The organism is Halomonas sp. E14 (assembly GCF_052568415.1).
The window spans coordinates 2,749,464-2,769,875 of the sequence record NZ_CP199423.1; the positions used below are offsets into that span (position 1 = coordinate 2,749,464).

Annotated in this window: 17 protein-coding genes and 1 tRNA gene; 4 read left to right on the forward strand and 14 right to left on the reverse strand. The window is 67.5% G+C overall.

All coding sequences use genetic code 11. The features are described 5' to 3' along the window. Positions 1–17: 17 nt before the first annotated feature. On the reverse strand, positions 18–3,155 hold the full coding sequence (locus tag ACT7B3_RS12860) for an efflux RND transporter permease subunit (protein ID WP_445158199.1): 3,138 nt from the start codon (positions 3,153–3,155) through the stop codon (positions 18–20). Beyond that, positions 3,152–4,408, reverse strand: coding sequence for an efflux RND transporter periplasmic adaptor subunit (locus tag ACT7B3_RS12865; protein ID WP_445158200.1), 1,257 nt, complete (start codon positions 4,406–4,408; stop codon positions 3,152–3,154). Before ACT7B3_RS12865 ends, ACT7B3_RS12860 begins: the two co-directional genes overlap by 4 nt. A 174-nt stretch (positions 4,409–4,582) precedes the next feature. On the opposite strand from ACT7B3_RS12865, the gene ACT7B3_RS12870 reads away from it, so the two are divergent. Then, positions 4,583–4,659, forward strand: a tRNA-Arg gene (locus ACT7B3_RS12870). A 172-nt stretch (positions 4,660–4,831) separates the two neighbouring features. After that, entirely contained in the window at positions 4,832–5,089 is a 258-nt protein-coding gene (locus ACT7B3_RS12875) for a hypothetical protein (RefSeq protein ID WP_444677095.1), read from the forward strand. A gap of 144 nt (positions 5,090–5,233) precedes the next feature. Here ACT7B3_RS12875 and fnr read toward each other — a convergent pair whose 3' ends face one another. From fnr to ACT7B3_RS12930, 11 genes are all read right to left on the reverse strand, one after another. Continuing rightward, positions 5,234–5,983 carry a fumarate/nitrate reduction transcriptional regulator Fnr gene (gene fnr, locus ACT7B3_RS12880; protein ID WP_445158201.1) on the reverse strand — a complete coding sequence of 250 codons (750 nt, stop codon included), beginning with the start codon at positions 5,981–5,983 and terminating at the stop codon, positions 5,234–5,236. Between the two features lie 212 nt (positions 5,984–6,195). Next, entirely contained in the window at positions 6,196–7,365 is a 1,170-nt protein-coding gene (locus ACT7B3_RS12885; protein WP_445158202.1) for a porin, read from the reverse strand. Positions 7,366–7,774: 409 nt separating this feature from the next. Further along, a complete protein-coding gene (locus tag ACT7B3_RS12890) occupies positions 7,775–8,761 on the reverse strand; it encodes a ProQ/FINO family protein (protein ID WP_445158203.1) in 987 nt (328 codons plus the stop codon). A gap of 107 nt (positions 8,762–8,868) precedes the next feature. Next, positions 8,869–9,417 (reverse strand): dihydrofolate reductase, encoded by a 549-nt coding sequence (locus ACT7B3_RS12895; protein ID WP_444677091.1) that lies wholly within the window; start codon positions 9,415–9,417, stop codon positions 8,869–8,871. Further along, the gene (locus tag ACT7B3_RS12900; RefSeq protein ID WP_444677090.1) at positions 9,414–10,253 is read right to left on the reverse strand and encodes a thymidylate synthase; all 840 of its coding nucleotides are present in this window, start codon (positions 10,251–10,253) and stop codon (positions 9,414–9,416) included. The genes ACT7B3_RS12895 and ACT7B3_RS12900 overlap by 4 nt, the downstream gene beginning before the upstream one ends. Positions 10,254–10,316: 63 nt before the next feature. Further along, a complete protein-coding gene (gene lgt, locus ACT7B3_RS12905; protein ID WP_445158204.1) occupies positions 10,317–11,105 on the reverse strand; it encodes a prolipoprotein diacylglyceryl transferase in 789 nt (262 codons plus the stop codon). A 7-nt stretch (positions 11,106–11,112) separates the two neighbouring features. Continuing rightward, positions 11,113–11,907 (reverse strand): sulfite exporter TauE/SafE family protein, encoded by a 795-nt coding sequence (locus ACT7B3_RS12910; RefSeq protein WP_444677089.1) that lies wholly within the window; start codon positions 11,905–11,907, stop codon positions 11,113–11,115. Continuing rightward, positions 11,904–13,286, reverse strand: a complete 1,383-nt coding sequence (locus ACT7B3_RS12915; protein WP_445158205.1) for a response regulator — start codon at positions 13,284–13,286, stop codon at positions 11,904–11,906. Before ACT7B3_RS12915 ends, ACT7B3_RS12910 begins: the two co-directional genes overlap by 4 nt. Positions 13,287–13,331: 45 nt before the next feature. Next, positions 13,332–14,153, reverse strand: coding sequence for an NRDE family protein (locus ACT7B3_RS12920; RefSeq protein WP_445158206.1), 822 nt, complete (start codon positions 14,151–14,153; stop codon positions 13,332–13,334). A gap of 6 nt (positions 14,154–14,159) precedes the next feature. After that, positions 14,160–16,421, reverse strand: coding sequence for a phosphoenolpyruvate--protein phosphotransferase (gene ptsP / locus ACT7B3_RS12925; protein WP_445158882.1), 2,262 nt, complete (start codon positions 16,419–16,421; stop codon positions 14,160–14,162). Between the two features lie 142 nt (positions 16,422–16,563). After that, positions 16,564–17,055: an RNA pyrophosphohydrolase gene (locus ACT7B3_RS12930; RefSeq protein ID WP_444677086.1), complete on the reverse strand. Its 492-nt coding sequence runs from the start codon at positions 17,053–17,055 to the stop codon at positions 16,564–16,566. A 205-nt stretch (positions 17,056–17,260) separates the two neighbouring features. On the opposite strand from ACT7B3_RS12930, the gene ACT7B3_RS12935 reads away from it, so the two are divergent. Next, positions 17,261–17,917 (forward strand): HAD family hydrolase, encoded by a 657-nt coding sequence (locus tag ACT7B3_RS12935; protein WP_445158207.1) that lies wholly within the window; start codon positions 17,261–17,263, stop codon positions 17,915–17,917. A gap of 190 nt (positions 17,918–18,107) precedes the next feature. Here the strand turns inward: ACT7B3_RS12935 and ACT7B3_RS12940 are convergent, their stop codons facing one another. Further along, positions 18,108–19,082, reverse strand: coding sequence for a malate dehydrogenase (locus tag ACT7B3_RS12940; RefSeq protein WP_444677084.1), 975 nt, complete (start codon positions 19,080–19,082; stop codon positions 18,108–18,110). Positions 19,083–19,304: 222 nt separating this feature from the next. Here ACT7B3_RS12940 and ACT7B3_RS12945 point away from each other — a divergent pair, with 222 nt between their 5' ends. Beyond that, entirely contained in the window at positions 19,305–20,411 is a 1,107-nt protein-coding gene (locus ACT7B3_RS12945) for an efflux RND transporter periplasmic adaptor subunit (RefSeq protein ID WP_445158208.1), read from the forward strand. The last annotated feature ends 1 nt before the right edge of the window (position 20,412 follow it).

A 20,412-nucleotide genomic window follows, 5' to 3' on the forward strand; every position in this document is an offset into this window, starting at 1 on the left:
TCTCAGCCCTCGGTATCTCAAGCAGCGGCGGGCTGCCCCGTGCAACCGGCCCAGCGCGCCCGGCCATGCTCCAGCCACGACAGCAGCGCGGGTATCACCAGCAGCACCAGCAGGGTCGAGACCCCCAGCCCGAAGGCAATGGAGACCGCCATGGGAATCAGGAACTGGGCTTGCAGCGAAGTCTCGAACAGCAGCGGCAAGAGGCCGCCGATGGTGGTCAACGAGGTGAGCAGCACCGCCCGTACCCGCTGCACCACCGCCTCGTTGAGCGCCTCGTCGATGGCCAGGCCGCGGTCGCGCTGCAGCCGATAGAAACTGACCAGGATGATGGCATTGTTGACCACGATACCGGAAAGCCCGAACAGGCCGAACAGCGATAGGATCGTCAGGTCGATGCCCAGCAGCCAGTGACCGAGCAGCGCGCCGATCAACGAGAAGGGGATGATCGCCATGACGATCAGCGGCAGGCTCCAGGAAGCGAAGACCCAGGTCAGCACGGCGTACATCAGGCCCAGCCCCACCAGCAGCCCGGTGCGCATGTCGGCCAGCGTCTCGCGCTGGTCGGCGGCACGCCCCTCGAAGCTGTACTCGAGGTGGTAATCACGGGCCAGGTCCGGCAGCACGCCGGCCGCTAACGCCTCGCGCACCCGGTCGGCCGAGTTGACCGTGGTGTCGAGCTCGGCGGTAACCTCCACCGCCAGGCGCCCATCGGCGTGGCGCAGCGCCTCGAAGCCCTGGCGATGGCTGAGCGCCATGACCTGCTCCAGCCCCACCTGGCGCCCGTCGGGCAGCCGTACGGCGAGGCTCGTCAGGGTGGCAATGCGCTCGCGCTGCTCGCGGGGCAGCTGCACGCGCACCTCGATCTCGTCGGCCCCGGCCTGGTGGATCTGCACCACCTGGCCATCGAAGGCGGTGCGCAGTTGGCGGCCAAGCTCGGCGGTGGTCAGCCCCAGCGCCTCGCCCCAGGGGTTGACCCGGTAGATCAGCTGCTCGCGGCCCCAGGGCATGTCGTCCTGGGTGTCGAGGATTCCCGGCAGGCTGGCCAGCGACTGGCGCAGCGAATCGGCCGCCTGGCGCAGCGCCATGGCATCATCGCCGCTCAGGCGGATATTGACATCCTGGCCCGGCGGGCCGGCGGCGCGCTCGCTGATGGTGAAGCTGTCGAGCCCGGCCGGCAGCGCGATGCGCTCGCGCCAGGCGGCGATAAAGGCCGTGTTGCGTACGTCGCGATGGTCCGACGACACCAGCTCGACCATCACCGAGCCCGCCTCGTCGGCGCTGCGGCTGGGGGCACCCCCGGCGATGGTGGCGCCGTGGCGCACCACAGCCATCCTGAGCAGCTCGCCGCCGAGCGCACGATCGGTCTCTTCGAGGGTGGCCTGCAGATGATCGAGGAAGCGGTCCACCCGCGCCCGCTCGCTGCCAGCCACGAAGTTGACATTGGCGTAGAGCACGCTGGGCTCGGGTGCGGGGAAGAAATTGAAGCCGATGCGCCCCCCGGCCAGCAGGCCTGCGGTCACCAGCGCCACCGCAACCGCCATGGCCAGCGTGGCCCCCCGGTGGCGCAGCGACAGCGCCGAAAAGCGCCGGAAGGGACCTTCGCGAAAGCCCTGGAAGCCGTTCTCGAACCCCTGGCGCAGCGCGGGCAGCCCGCGTCGCGGACGCTCGGGCCGCGACGCCGCCTTTCCGGGTACGAAAGCGTTGCGCAGGTGGGCCGGCAGCACCACGAAGCACTCCAGCAGCGACGCGATCAGCACGCAGATCATGATGATCGGGATGTCACCGAGGATGTTGCCGATCACCCCGCCTACCATCAGCAGCGGCATGAAGGCCGCGATGGTGGTCAGCGACGAGGCCAGCACCGGCCACAGCATGCGCCGCGCCGCGCCGGCCGAGGCATGTCGCGGCGCCTCCCCGGCGCGGTGGTGGGCATCGGCGTCCTCGCCCACCACGATGGCGTCATCGACGATCACCCCCAGCGCCATGATCAACGCGAACAGCGACATCATGTTGATCGAACCGCCGATGCCCCAGAACACCCCGAGGGCAGCCATGAACGCGGTGGGAATGCCGATGGCCACCCACAGCGCCACCCGCGCCGGCAGGAAGAAGTAGAGCAGGATCACCACCAGCAGCAGGCCGCCCGCCCCGTTGGTGATCAGCAGTGAGATGCGATCACGGATCAGCTGCCACGACTCGTCGTGCACCTCCAGCACGACGCTCGACGGCAGCTGCGGGCGGGTCTCGGCCAGCCACTCGTCGAGCACCCTGGCGGCCGCCAGGGAGTCGCCGCTCTCGGCACGCTGCAGCAGCAGCTCCACCGCCGGCTCGCCGCGGCGGCTGATGCGCAGCTGCCCTTCCCGCGGCTCCTGGCGGATCGTGGCGATATCACCCAGGCGCAGCTGGACCCGGTCGCTGCTGAGGATCGGCAGGTCCTCGAAGGCCAGCGCATCGCGCCGCTGCTCCAGCGAGCGCAGCTCACGAGCGCTATCCTGCTGACCCAGCACGCCGGCGGGCAGGTCGCGGGACATGCCCTGGATGCGCTCACCGATCTGCTCCAGCGACAGCGCCAGGCCCTGCAGCCGCTCCGCCGGCACCTCGATGCTGATCTGCTGCTGCGCCAGCCCGCCCAGCTCCACCCGGTCGATGCCGCGCAGCAGCAGCTCGCTCTCGAAGCGGTGCACCAGCTGGCGAAGCTCGCGCTCGTCGAGCTCGCCGCGCACCAGCAGCCGCGCCACCGGCTCGTAGCGCGCCACCCGGCTCACCTCCGGCGCCTCGGCATCCGCCGGCAGGCTGGTGAAGCCATCGACCTGCTGGCGCACATCGTCCAGCGCCAGCACCGGGTCGCTGCCCTCGATGAACTCCAGGGTGATGCTGGCCACCCCCTGAGCAGAGGTGGAGGTCATGCGCTTGAGCCCGTCGAGGCTGCGCAGCCGCTGCTCCAGCGGGTTGGTGATGCCTTGTTCGATGTCCTCGGCCGAGGCGCCGCTCCACACCACGCGCACGCTGACCACATCCAGCGCAAAGCTGGGGAAGAACTGCACGTTCATCCGCGCGATGCCCAGCACACCGCCGAGCAGCATCGCCAGCATCACCAGGTTGGCGGCAACCCGATGGTGCACGAAGAAGCCGATCACCCCGCGCCGGCGGCTCATGGCTGAGGCTCAGTCATTGCTGCCGCCTGTTCGGGCTCGGCCACCTCCACCCGCAGGCCCTGCATGGCATTGGGCAGGTGGGTGACGATGATGCGCTCACCAGCGGCAAGCCCCTCAGGCCGAACCAGCGCCCAGCGCTGGCCGTCGGCAGCTAGGGTCTCGCCCAGGCGGGTCACGCGGTGGCGTCGCAGCCGGCTCTCATCGTCGATACGGTAGAGCATATCGCTGCCGTGCAGGGCGCTGAAGGGCACCGCCACGGCCTCGGCCACCGTGGGGCGCTGCAGCAGCAGCGGCACCAGCGCCCCCGGGCGCAGCCCCGCCGCCTCGCCTTCCAGCGCCAGGATCGCCTCGGTGCCGCCCGGGTCGCTCTCCCCTGCCAGGCGCTGCAGTCGGAAGTAGTGGTCACTCTCCATGGAAACTGCCGTCAGCGCTTCGCCCTGCGCCAGCCAGGCGCCCAGCTCGGCCAGGTAGCCCTGCGGCACCCTGGCGTGCACTTCCAGCCGCTCTGGCGAATAGAACGACAGCAGCGCCGCCCCGGCGCCCACTTGGTCACCCGGCGCGACCCGTACCCCGGTGACGATGCCCTCGAACGGCGCTCCGACGCGGCTGCGCAGGACGTCGCGCTGCGCCGCCTCGCGCACGGCCTCGGCCCGCGCCAGCCGCGCTTCCAGGCTCTGCAGCCTGGCGGGATGCTCGGCGATGGCGCCTTCACGGGTGGCCACCGTCAGGCGCGCCCGGGCCAAGGTATCGCTGGCGTTGTCCAGGTCGGCGCTGGAGGCCAGGTTGCGCTCGACCAGCGAGCGGGTGCGCTCCAGCTGGCGCTGGGCATTGGTGACGATATCGCGCTCCCGCGCCAGGGCGTCACGATCATTGGCGTGGCGTATCCGCTCGTTGGCGATCTGCGCCGCGATATCCGCCACCTCGGCCTCGGCCTGGCGCAGGGGCGGCAGCACGTCGGCCTCCTCCAGCGCCACCAGCAAGGTACCGGCGGCGACGCGCTGGCCTTCGCGAACCGGCCGCTCGGCGATGCGCCCCACCATGGGCGCCACCAGGCTGACCCGGTCGGGCGCCACGACCTCGCCGAACAGCGGCAGCACCGGCACCTGCTCCGCATAGGCCACCGTCATCGCCTCGACCCGCCAGCTGCGCTCCTGCGGCACCGCCTCATCAGGCTCCGGCCGCGTCAGGCGCAGCGCCACGAAGCCGGCCACGCCGATGGCCAGGATCAGCACGGGAAGGAGGCGCTTGAGCATTGAGAACCCCTGGAAGTGTCATATGACGAGCAGGAAGGAAAGCGCCCTACTATACCGCCCCAGCGGCTGGCTTGGGCACTGACGAAGCGGGGTGCGACAGCGTTACGCAGCCTGCCGCCACGGCGGCAGCGGTTTATCTCGGCGCCGCAAGCGCCTATAATGCGCAGCCGAGCGGCCCCCATAGCTCAGCTGGATAGAGCGTCCCCCTCCTAAGGGGAAGGTCTCAGGTTCGAATCCTGATGGGGGCACCATCCCGCCCGGAATCCCTTCGCCACATTTCACGCCTGCCATCTCCGGCGCAGCAACCCAGCCGAAACGACGACAATACGGCATAGACGAAAGAGGCCCCAAACCCCCTTCCGTTTCCTGCAAGGCGTGATAGGATCAAATTTCCCCCGTGAAAACATATGGCAGGAGGCCAACATGTTTAAACGCACAAGGAAAGTGCCGTGTAACGAATGCCACGGCGTGAACTACTGGAACGCCAACCCAAAGCCCACCGATGTTTTGCATTGCCGCTATTGTGATGCGGCAATCACGAACTACGAAGAGTACGTGCGAATGGCGGCGCAACAGGAAGCCGAACGCCTGCTTGCGGAGTTCGTTGAAACCGATGTTTCGCGCGACCTGGCGCACCTGAAGAGCATCCTCGCAAGCCCCGGCCAGCGCATCAGCGCCTAGCAGCTAACGCTGAAACGCCTTACCGTTCACGCCAGCGCAACGCGGCTCAGTGATCGTGTTGGTGATCGAGTAAGTGAGTGCGAGTGACCTTGTAACGAAAACGGCCGCCCAGTGGGCGGCCGTTTTCGTTACCGTGGCGAGACTTTATACGTAGGCCTGCCGCCCTACCCCATCTTCGGCGAGTGCCACCAGCGCCTCGAAGTCGTGCACAGTCAGCTCGCGGCCGGTGACCGTGAGCATGCCCTGCTCCTGGAAGCGCGCCAGCACGCGGCTGACGGTTTCCAGCGCCAGGCCCAGGTAGCTGCCGATATCCGATCGCGACATGGAAAGGTGAAAACAGTACGGCGAGTAGCCGCGGGTGCGGAAGCGCTCGGAAAGCCCAAGCAGGAAGCTCGCCAGGCGCTGGTCGGCGGTTCGCCCAGAGAGCAGGCACATCATGCGCTGGTCGTTGCGCAGCTCACGGCTCATGCAGCGGTAGAGCTGGCCGCGCAGTTCGGGCACTCGCTCGGCGAGATCCTCCAGCCGGGTGAACGGCAGCTCGCAGACGAAGGCGCTTTCCAGCGCGACCACGCTGCCGTAGCAGTGCGCCTCGCCGATGGCATCCAGCCCCACCAGCTCGCCGGGCAGGTAGAAATGGGTAACCTGGTCGCGCTGCCCTTCCAGGGCCACGGTCTGCTTCAGGCTGCCGGAGCGCACCACGTAGAGGCTAGTGAACGTATCGCCCTGGCGCACCAGCGCCGCGCCGCGCTTGAGCGGGCGGGGATGCTGGATGATGGCGTCGAAGGAAGAGAGCGCATCGAGCGCCAGCCCCAGGGGCAGGCAGCGAGCGTGCAGGGTACAGCGCGTGCAGCGGGTCGCGCTTCCCGGCTGGCACGGAACGGACTCGAGCGGCATGACCTCTCCTTGTGCACGGCGTGGCGGGCTGTCTGGCTCGATTGTGTCTCGCTCGGCCCCGCCTGTCTTGGGCCTGGCGTGACATAGGCGACATAACGCCACCTTTCATTGATATGCATCAAGCCCTTTGCCCCAATACAAAAAAACCGGCCCCGAAGGGCCGGTTCTGTCGTCGATGGCTCGACGTGTCTTGCGATTCGCTCAGGCTCGACTTAGAAGTCGTAGCGCAGGCCGACGGTAACGTACAGGTCGTCAGTCACATCTTCAACGGCGTCAGAAGAGTCGAAATCTGCGTCGTGGATCTCGGCCCAGACGTACATCGGCTTGCTGAAGCGATAGTTGGCGCCCAGAGTCCAAGCGTTACGGCTGTCAACACCGTCGATGGAAGAACGAATACGATGGTAGTCGGCGTAGATTTCGCCCATGCCGTAGTCGAACACACCCATCAGAGTCCACTGGTTGTCGACCGCACCCAGGGCATTGGTCACGTTACGCTGACCAGTGAACGGACCAGTGGTAACAAGTGAAGAGCGCTCGATCAGTTCTTCTTCGCTGAACTCGCTGGTCACGTCTTCATACTTGACGCCCACACGAACCGCCGGAGTGAACTGGTAAATAGCAGCTGCAGCCCAGATGTCTTCACCAGAAACGTTCGGCTGGCCGCCCTGATAGCGGGCACCACGCTCGAATACATCCTTATTCTGGTTATAACCTGCGGCCAGATACAGATCCTGCCACTGATAGTTGACAGCAGCCTGCCAGCTAACGGTGGAAGAGTTGTCCTCAGCACCGATAGCTGAGCCGTTACCGCTCAGGTGCTTGGCCTGAACGTGAGCCTGGAAGCCTTCCAGATTCGGGGTAGAGTACTGGAGAGAGTCACCACGGGCAGCAGTGGCACCGCCGCTCTGGGAGATGAAGCCATGCAGTTCCTGAATTTCGAACTTGCTGGTCACCGCCTGGTAGAGAACGCCATCGAAGTTACCGATGCGAACCATACCCCACTGATCGCCGCGCAGGCCGACGAAGGAGTTACGGATCTGCATGGAGTCGGTGCTCTGTGCATCCAGCAGCGGACGGAGCTCCATGTTGGCGAAGGCCTGGAGATCCGGCGCCACGTTGTGGCGAGCACGGAAACCAAAGCGAGAGAAGACATCACGGAACTCAGAGCCGCTGGTCTTGGTGCCCTGAGAAACGCTAAATTCATCAGTCGCTTCGTTGTAGTAAATAGTCTGGTTGTCTGTACCACCAGTGGTCACAGCCAGGTTGATACGGCCATAGACGTCAACTTGAGTGCCGTCCTGGTCGTAAACGGTAGCGGCCTGAGCGGCAGCGGAGACGCCCAGGGCGCCGGCAATGGCAGTCGCTAACAGTGTCTTTTTCATCGCGATAGTTCCTTTCACTAGCTTACTGTTTCGATCGTTACTGCACGAATCGGTGATCGGTGCAGGTAGCTTGCCGGGCATGGGTCCCGCCGTGCTTGGCTCGGTTCCTTCCCAGGAAGGGCCGGAGGCCGGACATGACCGCAGCGAAGCCTTGTTATAGTCCAATGCTCGCAGGTAGAACTCTATACCGGGAAAAATAGGAACGCAATAAGAAAAAACACTGTTTTCCTACCGTGCTCACTTTCCCGATGGAACTTCCGCCTGCTCATGCGGTCGTGCGCTTCCCGCCCTTCCGACCGCAGCCGCAGGCCTGTCGAAACAGTCACCTGGCAGCGATGAGCCACGACATGATGCCCGCCCGCCCCCTTGCTGGCAAGGCCGGCGGGTTAACGCAGCGAAGCGTGGGCGCTCAGTCGCCCGGCGAGCGGTTGCCGTGCTTGGCGAGCAGCGCCGAGAGCTTCGCCTCCATGCGCGCGGCGGGGTCGGCAGGTTCGACGGAAGCGGATGCCGGAACGGGGGCTGGCACCACCGGCCTGTCGCCACCCACCGCCCTTTCGGCGTCGGGGCGCCCTGGCTGGGTGTCCTGGGCGGCGGCCTGCCGTGGCGGCTTGCCGCCGTGCGCCCGGCCGGCCCTGGCGCCCGGCTTGCGCCCGCTTGCCCCATTGCCGCGGCGGCTCTCGCCCTGCAGCTGTTCCAGCTTGCGCCGGGCGTGCTCGCCGGCCTGGGCGTCGACCTCGCCGGCCGGCTGGCCTTCGAGGTCGATGCGCACCGCACCTTCGCGCACGGCTTTCAGATAACGCGGCAGGTTGACGTAGCCGGCCAGCGCCCGGCGCACCAGCTTTTCGGGCCAGGGCTCGCGGGCGGCAAGGGCGTGGTGAATGCCCACCTGCAGGGGGCGGGTGTGCCCCTTGAAGAAGGCCTTGGGGTAGCGCTGGTACCACTGGGCCAGCAGCGCTTCGGCGCTAGGCGCCTGTTCGATGGCGAGGCTGGCCTGGCGCTCGTCGTGCTGCGTTACCGCTGCCTTGTCGGCTGCCGCGGCGGGCTCGGGCTGGGAGGCCGGCGCCGGCGCATCGTCCTGAGCGGCCGGCTCCTCGCGCGGGCGATGGCCCATCAGCGCCGAAAGGCCTTGGGCGCGGCGGGCGGGGCCGGGGAACACCGGCGCCGGCTCGCCCTTGCGCAGCCGCTCGCGCAGGCGTGCGTTGTCCTCTTCCAGCTCGCGGTTCTGCTCGTCGAGCTCGCGGTTCTCTTCCATCAGCTCAAGGCGTGCCGCTTCGGCGTCGGCCAGCCGCGCCTCCAGCTGCCGCAGCTGCTCGCGGCAGGTGCGCAGCGCTTCCAGCGCATGGGCGGCACGAGCCTCCAGGGTGCTGAACAGGTGGCATGAACGCTCTTCGATCAAACCGGCATCCTCCAGGCAGGCTCACGTTGACGGCACGACAAGATGGTTGGCTTCTTGCTTCGCCAGGTGTCACATCGCACAGGGTGTGTCACAAGCGACAGTGTGTGTCACAAGCGAGGCGCTGACAAATCGTCGGCCTGGCGGCGCTGGTACTGCACGAAGCTGTAGCCGGGCTGCCCTGCCGCCGGCGTACCCGGCACGCGCTGCACTTCCTGCCACTCGCGCTCGTCCAGCTCGGGAAAGCGGGTGTCGCCCTCGACCTCGATCTCCACCTCTGTGAGATAGATGCGGCTGGCATGGGGCAGCGCCTGGGCGTAGATCTCGCCGCCGCCCATCACCATGATCTCGTCCACGGCGTCGATGGTGGCCTGCTGGTCGGCCAGGGCCAGCGCCGCGGCCAGGTCGTGACAGACGCGAATGCCAGCATGCTGGAAGGTGCTGTCGCGGGTGACGACGATGTTGAGCCGGCCCGGCAGCGGTCGACCGATGGACTGGAACGTCTTGCGTCCCATGACCAGCGGCTTGGCCTGGGTCATGCGCTTGAAGAACTTGAGATCTTCCGGCAGGTACCAAGGCAGCTTGTTGTCAACGCCTATCACGCGGTTGCGGGCGACGGCGGCGATCATGGCCACTGGCACCAGGGTCTCGTCTGTCATACGGCGACCTCGGCCTTGATATGGGGGTGAGGCTCATAGCCCTCGATGGCGATATGTTCGAAGCGGAAGTCGAACAGCGACGTGACGCTCGGTTCCAGCATCAGCCGGGGAGCCGGGCGCGGCGTGCGCGAAAGCTGCAGCTCGGCCTGCTCCAGATGGTTCAGATAGAGGTGGGCATCGCCCAGGGTGTGCACGAAGTCGCCGGGCTCGAGGCCGGCCACCTGGGCGATCATGCACGTCAGCAGCGCATAGCTGGCAATGTTGAACGGTACGCCGAGGAAGATGTCGGCGCTGCGCTGATAGAGCTGGCAGGAGAGCCGCCCCTCGGCCACGTAGAACTGGAACAGGCAGTGGCACGGCGGCAGCGCCATCTCGTCGACCAGCGCCGGGTTCCAGGCCGAGACGATCAGCCGTCGCGACTGGGGGTTGCGGCGCAGCTGTTCGAGCAGCGCGGCAATCTGGTCGACGTGGCCGCCGCGCGGGTCGGGCCAGCTGCGCCACTGGGCGCCGTAGACGGGGCCAAGGTCGCCGTTTTCATCGGCCCACTCGTCCCAGATGCTGACCCCGTTGTCCTTGAGGTAGGCGATGTTGGTGTCGCCGCGCAGGAACCACAGCAGCTCGTAGATGATCGAGCGCAGGTGCAGCTTCTTCGTCGTCACCAGCGGGAAGCCGCGGGAAAGGTCGAAGCGCATCTGGTGGCCGAACAGCGAACGCGTGCCGACCCCGGTACGGTCGTCGCGTTCCACCCCGTGCTCGAGCACCTGGCGCATCAGGTCGAGGTAGGGCTGTTCAAGGGCAGGCTGCCCCAGCGGGGCAGTGTCGCGTTCGTCAGGCATCGTCAGGCTGGCTCTGGAAGAAGACATGTCGAGCGAGAGTCTACCGCCACTCGCCCCCCATCACTACCCAACCCGAACATCCACCGGCTGGCGGCGCGACCACACGATCAAGGCGCTGCCGAAGGCGATCATCGGCAGCGTCAGCAGCATGCCCATGGTCACCCAGCCAAAGGCGATGAAGCCGATGTGCGGGTCGGGCAGGCGCACGAATTCGACGCCGAAGCGGAAGATGCCGTAGAGCAGCAGAAACAGCCCCGAAACCAGCCCGCGAGCCTGCGGCCTGGCTGAGACCCACCACAGCACGGCGAACAGCACCAGCCCTTCCAGAAAGGCTTCGTACAGCGCGGTGGGGTGACGCGGTGCCGGCCCCATGCCGGGGAACGGCATGCCCCACGGCAGCTCGGTGACCCGCCCCGGCAGCTCGCGGTTGATGAAGTTGCCGATGCGCCCGGCGCCCAGGCCGATCGGGACCAGCGGGGCGATGAAGTCGGTGAGGGTGAAGAAGGCCATGCGCTTCTTGCGCGCGAACCACAGCGCCGCCAGCAGCACGCCGATCAGCCCGCCATGGAAGCTCATGCCACCGTCCCACACGCGGAATATCCACAGCGGGTCGGCCAGCCACTGGCCCAGGCCGTAGAAGAGCGCATAGCCCAGGCGCCCCCCTGCCACCACGCCGATGGCGGCATAGAAAAGCAGATCGCCAACGTCGTCATGGGTGAGGCCGAAGCGCTCGGCGCGCTGGCGGCCGAGCCACCAGGCGCCAACAAAGCCGACCACGTACATCAGGCCGTACCAGTGGACCTGGAACGGGCCCAGGGCGATGGCGACCGGATCGATTGCGGGATAGTTCATCGACACCTCAGAGCAGGAAGCGCAGACCGACGATCGCCAGCAGCGCGGCGAACGCCAGGCGCAGGACCTTAGCCGGCAGCGCATGGGCCAGCCGCGCCCCGACGCGCGCAAACGGCACGCTGGTGATCACGATGCCGAAGAAGGCGGGCCACATGACGAAGCCTGTGGCTCCGGGCGGCAGCAGCGCATGGCCCCAGCCCATGACGATGAAGGTGGCCGCGCCAAACAGCGCAATGGGCAGGCCGCAGGCCGCCGAGGTGCCGACCGCCTGAGTCATGGTGGCACCGCAGCGCGACAGCCACGGCACGCACAGCGTACCGCCACCGATGCCAAACAGCGCCGAGATGCTGCCGATTACCGCGCCGGCGATGCCCATGCCCAGTCGGCCCGGCGCCACGCTGCCCGGCTTGGGGCCAAGACCCAGCGCCATCTTGATCGCCACCGCGATCACGAACAGGCCGAACAGGGTGCCGAGCAGCCCGGCCGACAAGGCACCGGCGACGAACACCCCCAGGATGGCGCCCAATACCAGCCCCGGCAACAGGGCCAGGAACCAGTCGCGCCGGATGCTGTTCTTCTGATAGTGCGCCCAGGCCGACGAGGAGCCAGTCACCACGATGGTGGCCAGCGAGGTACCGATGGCCAGGTGCATGGCGATGCTGGCATCCACGCCCTGCAGGCCGAAGGCAAAGACCAGCGCAGGCACGATGATCAGGCCGCCGCCCACGCCGAACAGGCCGGCCATGGTGCCGGCTGCAGCGCCGAGCGCCAGGTATCCCGCCAGGGTAAGAAAGAGTGTCATTGTGGCGTTTTTTCCTCATGGTTGCCGGGGTGCCACTGACGCAGCAGCTGAACCAGCGCCTTGGGCCCATAGGGTTTGGCCAGATAGTCGTCCATGCCGCTATCGAGAAAAGATTCCTGGTCGACTTCACTGGCATTGGCCGTCAGCGCAACCAGCACGGCGCGCTCGGCCTGTTGGCGGGCTTCCTGGTCGCGCCAGCGGCGCGCCACCTCGAGGCCGCTCATGTCGGGCATGTAGATATCCAGCAGCACCAGGTCGAAGGGCTGGCGCTGCTGCTGCTCCAGCGCCTCGTGGCCGCTGGCCACGCTGGTGACGATACAGCCCTGTTCTTCCAGCACCTGACCCGCCAGCATGCGATTGACCGGCCCGTCGTCGACGACCAGCACGCGCAGCGTCACGACCGGGTTGGCCAGATGCTCTTCGTGAGAGGTGGGCCGCTCGCCGTCGTCGACCAAGCTGCTGACCAGCAGGCTGATATCGGCCATGCGATCGTGCAGGATGGCCAGGCGTTTGTCGTTGAAGCCGCTCCGGGCAACTTCCAGGTTGCCGGCCAGCTCATCCAGCAGCGGTTCCAGCTCGCGCTGCAGCAGGGCCAGGTAGCGCGACTTCAGGCGCGAGTCCTCGCGGGCCCGCTCGCGGGACGCCACCAGATTGCCCAGCTGCGGCAGGCGCTCCGAGGTAGGCATGAAGCGCAGCAGCTGGTAGGGCGGCGCCTCCAGCCGCTCCACGCTCAGGCGGTGCCAGCTCCCTTCGACATCGCGCAGGCTCATCTCCTGCAGGCTGCCGTCCGGCCCGTGATGGGCCTGGCAGTAGTGCAGCGCATCGCACCCGCGCAGGGCCTCGATGCTCTTGCCCAGCAGCTTCTCCATGGCCAGGTTGGCGTTGACGATCTGCTCATGATGAAGCAGCAGCGACGGACGCGACGCCGAGGCCATTAGCCCCACCACGCTGGGCATCTCGTGCAGGCAGGCCTGCAGCTGAGCGGCGCTGTCCTGCAAGTGGTCGAGGCGCTCACCTGGCGAGACGTCACCGGCGACAGGCTGGGCCGGTAGCCCAAGCCAGGGCGGCAGCACCCGACCGGCAGCGAGCAGGTGGCGCTCGACGCGGCGCAGGCCATCGTTCGCCTGCCCTTCATATTCCCGCATGCGATGGCGAAGCTGCAGCAGGAAGGCCGTGGTGGTGAGGGTGGTGCCGATCAGCAGTGCCACCAGCAGCCAACCGGATGCCGCCCACGAGACGGGATCGGGCATGGCAAGCCACAGGAATAGCCCCAGCACGAGGCACAGCAGCACCAGCACGGCCTGGGCCAGCAGAAACGGCCACAGCAGTGGCCAGACGAGATACGACCAGAAGCGGTCGGTGCGCGTTGAGGTGGGCATGCGGTTCCCTATGCCTTCGTCATCCATCCTTTATATCCGCTGAGTTTACGTCGCTGCACGGCGAGAGTCACCGCAGCGCCCAGCATTGGGGGCTGGCACCACCCCGACACGCTGCAGGCTTTCGCCCAGCGCCGCCCCGCCGGGACCGAAGCGGCGCTCGCCCAGCGCCATGATGCCTGCCTCGGCGTCCCACTCCAGCCAGGTCGTGGCGCGAGTGCCGTAGCGCTCGCCGACGATGAAGGCCGGCGAAAGGCTTCGCTCCAGCGCCAGGCCGACGCCGGTATCGGGCAGGTGGGCGTCATCGGCCGGGGCCTGGTCGGCCATGGCCGCCAGGGCCTGCTGCGGCCAGCGCCGTCGACGCAGCGCTGCAAGCAGCCCCTGGCGCGCCGCGATCAGCTTGGGCCAGGGCGTGTTCAGGGTGGCGTTGGAGAGCCCATGCACGCCGGGAGCAACGGCGTTGAGCTCCAGCCGTTCGCCGCCGCGGTGCAGGTGCCACAGCCGCGCCTGGTCGCCCACCAGCAGGTTGAAGCCGGCATAGCGCCAGCCGCTGCCGCCTGCCAGGGCCTCCAGCCACGCCGTCAGGTCCGCCGCTTCCAGCGCGTCACGCACCAGTTGGCCGCGGCTTGGGGCATCGACAGCCACCTTGAGCGCCGAGTCACGCACGTTGGTCACCGCTGCGAAGCGGCCCCGCTCATGCACTGCCAGCCAGCTGCCGCCCGCCTCCAGGTCGCGCCCACCGACGATCGCCGGGGCATCCTGCCACTGGGCCAGCGGCGCCGCGGGTCGTTGGTGAAATTCGTCACGGTTGGCGACCAGCCGCAGCGGGTAGCGACTGCCCGGCGCGTAGGCGAAAACGATCAGGCACATGGCGCCTCAGTCCCGCGGCGGCAGCAGGTGCGACAGCTGCCACTCTTCCAGCCGGCCAAACAGATGGTCGCGCACCGCGCGAGGCGTGTTCAGTCCTAAGGTTTCCTGGACCAGGCCGCGGGCGGCATCCAGCGAGACCCGGCGAATGGCGGCACGCACCCGAGGCAGGCTGGGAGCGTTCATGGAGAGCGAATCGAAGCCCATCCCCAGCAGCAGCAGCGCGCCCGCCGGGTCGCCGGCCAGCTCGCCGCAGACCGAGATGGGCTTGCCGAGCCGCGCGGCCTCCTCGGCCAGACGCGACATGGCGCACAGCACGGCCGGGTGAAACGGATCATAGAGCCCCGCCACCCTGGGGTTGTTGCGATCCACCGCCAGCAGGTACTGGGTGAGGTCGTTGCTGCCCACCGAGAAGAAGTCGACCCGCTCGGCCAGCGCATCGAGCTGGTAGAGCGTCGCCGGCACCTCGAGCATCACCCCCACCCGCGGGCGGCGCACCTCGACCTGCTCCTCGCCCAGCTCGAGGATCGCACGGTCGAGCAGGCGCAGGGCATCGTCGACCTCGTCGACGTTGGTGACCATCGGCAGCAGCACCTGCAGGTTGTCGAGCCCCTGGGAAGCGCGCAGCATGGCGCGCAGCTGCACCATCAGTACTTCGGGATGATCGAGGGTAACGCGGATGCCGCGCCAGCCGAGGAAGGGGTTGGCCTCCTCGATGGGGAAGTACGGTAGGTCCTTGTCGCCGCCGATATCTAGGGTGCGCATCACCACGGGCAGCGGCGAAAAGCTTTCCAGCTGGTCGCGGTAGAGGCGGGTCTGCTCCTGCTCGCCGGGGAAGCGCTCGGCCACCATGAACGGCACTTCGGTGCGATAGAGCCCGACCCCGCTGATGCGGCGTCGCAACGAGATGGAGGTGTCGATTGCCAGGCCAGTGTTGACCATCAGCGGCATCACATGGCCGTCGCGGGTCTCGCTGGGTAGGTCCTGCTCGTGTTCGAGCACGTCGCTGAGCGCCTGCTCCTCGGCGATCAGGCTGCGATAGTGGCTTTCGAGCTCGGCCGAGGGGCGCACGAACAGCCGCCCGCGGTGGCCGTCGAGGATCACCCGCGCACCGGACAGGCGCGGCAGCGGCAGGTCGACCATGCCAAGCACGGTGGGAATACCCATGGCGCGGGCCAGGATTGCCACGTGCGAGGTGCTGGAGCCACGCACCGAGACCAGCCCCGCCAGGCGCTCGCGCGGCACTTCGCCGAGGGTGGCCACGCTGATCTCGTCGCCCACCAGCACGGCGTTGTCGGGGAAGTGGTCAAGCACCTGCGGGGACTCCTCCTGCAGGTGCGCCAGCACGCGCCGCCCCAGGTCGCGCACGTCGGCGGCGCGCTCGCGCAGGTAGTCGTCGTCGACCCGTTCGAGGTACTGCACGTGGCGGCGCACCACGTCGGCCAGCGCACCCGGCGCCCACTGCCCCTCGCGGATGCGTTTCTCGACCTCCTGCGAGAGTGCGGCCTCGCTGAGCATCTGCTGGTAGACCTCGAACAGCGCCAGCTCCTGAGCCGAGATGCGATTGGCCAGGCGCTCGCCTGCGGCGCGGATCTCCTCGCGCACCCGCTCAATGGCCTCCTTCAGGCGCACGATCTCGTACTCGACGTCGGTGGGCACGAGGTCGGGCACGCTGTTGAGATCCGCCAGGGGAGCAACCACCACCACGTTGCCGATGGCCATGCCGGGCGACGCCGCCACCCCGGTGAACTGCGCCTGCCCGCCGGGCAGCGTGGGCCGGCTGAGGCTGCCGGTGGCCAGGGCGTGGGCCAGCACGCCGGCCAACTGCGCGCCCATGGTGATCAGGAAGGCTTCGTCTTCCTCGTCGTAGCGGCGCTTCTCGCTCTGCTGTACCACCAGCACGCCGAGCATGCGCCGCTGATGGATGATCGGCACGCCGAGAAAACTCGAGAAGCGCTCCTCGCCGGTCTCCTCGAAGTAGCGGAAGCGTGGATGTGCCGGCGCGTCTTCCAGGTTGAGCGGCTCCTCGCGCTCGGCCACCAGGCCGACCAGGCCCTCGCCCACCCGCATGCTGACCTGACCGACGGCCTGGCTGTTGAGGCCGATGGTTTCCATCAGCACCAGCGCCTCGATCTCGGGATCGTAGAGATAGAAGGAGCATACGTCGGTGCGCATGGCCTTGCGGATGCGCCGCACCATGGTGGCCAGCGCCGCATCGAGGTTACGCGCTCCATTGACCTCTTGTATGACCCGGCGCAGCACCTCCAGCATGGGCGTCTTGCTTTCCATTTATTGTCGTCTCCCGCCTGGCCGAGGCATCAGTGCCGCGCCTTGTCATCAGGTTGAACGGGCCGAACCCTCGGCAGCCGCCCGGCTTCGCCGCCCTTGGCGTCGCTTGCGTGCACGGCCACGCTCAGCGGCCCTCCAGCGCCAGGCGCTGCGCGCGCAGCGACAGCTCGCTCAAGGCGCGGCGGTAGACCTCGCGCTTGAAGGGCACGACCTGGCCCAGCGGATACCAGTAGCTGACCCAGCGCCAGCTATCGAACTCCGGCTTGGCCGAGCCATCCATGCAGATGCGGCTCTCGGCACAGCGTATCCGCAGCAGGAACCACTTCTGTTTCTGGCCGATGCAGACCGGCCGTGCATTGGTGCGAATCATGCGTCGCGGCAAGCGATAGCGCAGCCATCCCCGGGTACAGGCAAGCAGATCGACATCGTCGGCCGTCAGGCCGATTTCCTCTTCCAGCTCACGATAGAGCGCCTGCTGCGGTGTCTCGGTCGCCTTGATGCCTCCCTGGGGAAACTGCCACGCATTCTGTCCTACCCGACGCGCCCAAAGTAGCTGCCCCTGCGAGTTGGCAATGATAATGCCAACGTTGGGGCGAAAGCCGTCAGCGTCGATCACGGACTTCACCTTATGAATTCGTATGAGAGTCATTCTTCCACATTGCCACAAAGCGCTTCAATACAACGAAAAGCCGTGAGTGCATTAGCCGCCATCGACACCTGACGATTGGAACGGGCTTAGCAGTGGCTCCGGTTGTCTGCCATAATCGCGACCTTTCGCGTTCTGTAGCGTTTCGTCACTCATCTACTGCAAGGGGTAAGCCGTGAGTCTGGCCATTTTCGACCTGGACAACACCCTGTTGTCCATCGACAGCGATCATGCCTGGGGCGAATTCCTGCTGGAGCAGGGCGCCGTCGATTCCGCCGCCTACCGGGAAGCCAACGATCGCTTCATGGCCGACTACGAAGCCGGCACGCTGGACATCCACGCCTTCCTCGCCGTGGCGCTCCAGCCGCTGGCCGACAACTCGCCCGAGCAGCTGGCCGCCTGGCACCAGCAGTTCATGGCCAGCAAGATCGAACCCAGCATCCTGGCCAAGGGTGAGGAGCTGCTGGCACGCCACCGCAGCCGCGGCGATACCCTGCTGATCATCACCGCCACCAACCGCTTCATCACCGGCCCCATCGCCGAGCGGCTGGGGGTGGATCACCTGATCGCGGTGGAGCCGGAAGTGGTGGATGGCCGCTACACCGGCAAGGTGAGCGGCACGCCCAGCTACAGGGAAGGCAAGGTGCACCGCCTGGAAGCGTGGCTGGCCGACAAGGACCTGACCCTGGACGACGCCTGGTTCTACAGCGACTCGCACAACGACCTGCCGCTGCTGGAGCGGGTGGACCACCCGGTCGCGGTGGACCCGGACCCCACCCTGCGCGAAGTGGCCGAACAGCGCGGCTGGCGGATCATGAGCCTGCGCGACTGAGCCCAGGCCCGCCCCGCCAAAGGCAACACCCCGAAAGCTTGGCTTTCGGGGTTTTTCATCTCTGCTCAACGCTGAGTGAATAGCCGAGCGAGATGACGCGCAAGGTGCAGCCGGTTCGCAACGCTCGGCCCAAAACGACAGCGCCCCCGGCGATCGCTCGCCGGGGGCGCTATGCTGCTGGCCTGAACGATCAGCCCAGCAGGTGCTCGACGGCGGCGCGCTCTTCGCGCAGCTCGTCTTCGGTGGCCTTCATCTTGCCACGGCTGAACTCGTTGATCTCGAGGCCCTGCACGATCTCGTAGTCGCCGTTCTGGCAGCGCACCGGGTAGGAGTAGATGATGCCTTCCTCGATGCCATAGCTGCCGTCGGAGGGAATCGCCATGCTCACCACCTTGTCGCTACCCAGCGCCCAGTCGCGCATGTGGTCGATGGCGGAAGAGGCGGCGGACGCGGCGGAAGAGGCTCCGCGCGCCTTGATGATGGCGGCGCCGCGCTGCTGCACGGTGGGGATGAAGTCGTTCTCGTACCAGTCGCGCTCGACCAGGTCGAAGGCCGCAGTGCCGGCCACCTGGGTGTGGGCCAGGTCCGGGTACTGGGTGGCGCTGTGGTTGCCCCAGATGATCATGTTCTCGATGTCGGTGACGCGCTTGCCGGTCTTCTGGGCAAGCTGGGTCAGGGCGCGGTTGTGATCCAGGCGCGTCATCGCAGTGAACTGGCGCGGGCTCAGGTCCGGCGCGTTGCACGAGGCGATCAGGGCGTTGGTGTTGGCCGGGTTGCCCACCACCAGCACGCGCACGTTGCGGCTGGCGTTGTCGTTGAGCGCCTTGCCCTGCACGGAGAAGATCGCCGCGTTGGCTTCCAGCAGGTCCTTGCGCTCCATGCCCGGGCCGCGCGGACGCGCACCCACCAGCAGGGCGAAGTCGGCATCCTTGAAGGCGACGTTGGGGTCGTCGGTGGCAACGATGTCCTGCACCAGCGGGAAGGCACAGTCGTTCACTTCCATGACCACGCCGTTCAGCGCATCCATGGCCTGCGGGATCTCAAGCAGCTGGAGAATGACAGGCTGATCCGGCCCCAGCATGTCGCCAGCCGCGATACGGAAGATAAGGGAGTAGCTGATCTGGCCAGCACCGCCGGTAATGGCAATACGAACGGGATCTTTCATCATTGCTCCTTGGTTTTTCAACGCGCGGGGTGACGCCGTGAGGCTGAGCCTGGCGGGAAACGATTACCCGCCCTGCCGAAATTCGAACCGCCAGAATGGTATGCCTGCAGCGCACAAAACTCAATCCGACCTCCGGCTAGGCCGACCCTGCGCCGCCTACTGACGATGCGCTATGCTGTGCCGGCTCCACCCGTCACCCTTGCCGACGCCAGGATAGGCCCCATGCCAAGACGCCCCCCGCTCTCCTACCTGCTGGCCGCCGCCGTACTGCTCGCCCTGCTGCTGTGGCTGCTGCTCGGCGACATGCAGCGCTTCCAGGCCACAGCCCCGGCGCCGCAGGCGCCCCCCACCGAGGCGCTGCCGCGGGTGGAGTATCGCCTCAGCGAGGCGCAGCCCTACACGCCTCGGCTGGTGACCCAGGGCCACCTGCGGGCACTGCGCGAGGTTGAATTGCGCACCCGCAGCGACGGGCGAGTGACGGGGCTGCCGGCCCGCCAGGGTGCGCGGGTGGCCGGCGGCGAAACGCTGCTGGTGCTCTCGCCCGACGCCCTGGAAGCCCAGCTCTCGCGGGCCGAGGACCAGCTCGCCCTGGCACGGGCGGAGCTGGCCGGCGCCGACGACCTGCGCCGGCGCAACCTGCTTTCGCAGCCGGAGTTGCTGCGCCTGCAGGCAAGCGCCAGCCAGGCCGCAGCCGAGGTGGCTCAACTGCGCCATGCGCTGGCCGAGACACGCCCGAGCGCGCCCTTCGACGGCGTGCTCGACCGCCTGGATGTGGAACTGGGCGACGTGCTGCAGAGCGGCGAGACCTTCGGCCGCCTGCTCGACGACCGCCGGCTGACCGCCAGCGCCTGGGTCGCCCAGCGCGATGCGCTGGCGCTGGCGCCCGGGCAAGCGGTCGAGGTGCGGCTGCTCAACGGCGAGCCGCTCAGCGGCGAGCTGGTGCACGTGGCCAGCCGCGCCGACGACGCCACCCGTTCGTTCCATGTCGAGGCCGAGCTGGACAACCCCGAGCGGCTGCGCCTGGCCGGTGCCAGCGCCACCCTCGCCATCGCATTGCCGCAGCGCCGCGTGCATGCGCTCTCCCCCGCCCTGCTGGAGCTGAATGACGAGGGCCAACTGCAGGTCAAGCATCTCGACGCAGAGGACCGCGTGGTCCGTTCGCCGGTGAGCCTGGTCGATGCCGATGCCCGCACGGCCCGGGTAGCCGGGCTGCCCGAGACGATCCGCCTAATCACCCTTGGCGGCGGCTTCGTGACCGCCGGGGATGCGGTGATTGCGGTCGCGGCCGAGGCGCCCGAGGCCACCTCACCCAGCGAGGCATCGCCCTGAC

Excerpts from the sequence above, each read along its gene's own strand:
- ACT7B3_RS12860 (WP_445158199.1), bottom strand. The coding sequence starts at position 3,155 with ATGAGCCGCCGGCGCGGGGTGATCGGCTTCTTCGTGCACCATCGGGTT.
- ACT7B3_RS12865 (WP_445158200.1), bottom strand. The coding sequence starts at position 4,408 with ATGCTCAAGCGCCTCCTTCCCGTGCTGATCCTGGCCATCGGCGTGGCC.
- ACT7B3_RS12875 (WP_444677095.1), top strand. The coding sequence starts at position 4,832 with ATGTTTAAACGCACAAGGAAAGTGCCGTGTAACGAATGCCACGGCGTG.
- fnr (WP_445158201.1), bottom strand. The coding sequence starts at position 5,983 with ATGCCGCTCGAGTCCGTTCCGTGCCAGCCGGGAAGCGCGACCCGCTGC.
- ACT7B3_RS12885 (WP_445158202.1), bottom strand. The coding sequence starts at position 7,365 with ATGAAAAAGACACTGTTAGCGACTGCCATTGCCGGCGCCCTGGGCGTC.
- ACT7B3_RS12895 (WP_444677091.1), bottom strand. The coding sequence starts at position 9,417 with ATGACAGACGAGACCCTGGTGCCAGTGGCCATGATCGCCGCCGTCGCC.
- ACT7B3_RS12900 (WP_444677090.1), bottom strand. The coding sequence starts at position 10,253 with ATGCCTGACGAACGCGACACTGCCCCGCTGGGGCAGCCTGCCCTTGAA.
- lgt (WP_445158204.1), bottom strand. The coding sequence starts at position 11,105 with ATGAACTATCCCGCAATCGATCCGGTCGCCATCGCCCTGGGCCCGTTC.
- ACT7B3_RS12910 (WP_444677089.1), bottom strand. The coding sequence starts at position 11,907 with ATGACACTCTTTCTTACCCTGGCGGGATACCTGGCGCTCGGCGCTGCA.
- ACT7B3_RS12915 (WP_445158205.1), bottom strand. The coding sequence starts at position 13,286 with ATGCCCACCTCAACGCGCACCGACCGCTTCTGGTCGTATCTCGTCTGG.
- ACT7B3_RS12920 (WP_445158206.1), bottom strand. The coding sequence starts at position 14,153 with ATGTGCCTGATCGTTTTCGCCTACGCGCCGGGCAGTCGCTACCCGCTG.
- ptsP (WP_445158882.1), bottom strand. The coding sequence starts at position 16,421 with ATGCTGGAGGTGCTGCGCCGGGTCATACAAGAGGTCAATGGAGCGCGT.
- ACT7B3_RS12940 (WP_444677084.1), bottom strand. The coding sequence starts at position 19,082 with ATGAAAGATCCCGTTCGTATTGCCATTACCGGCGGTGCTGGCCAGATC.
- ACT7B3_RS12945 (WP_445158208.1), top strand. The coding sequence starts at position 19,305 with ATGCCAAGACGCCCCCCGCTCTCCTACCTGCTGGCCGCCGCCGTACTG.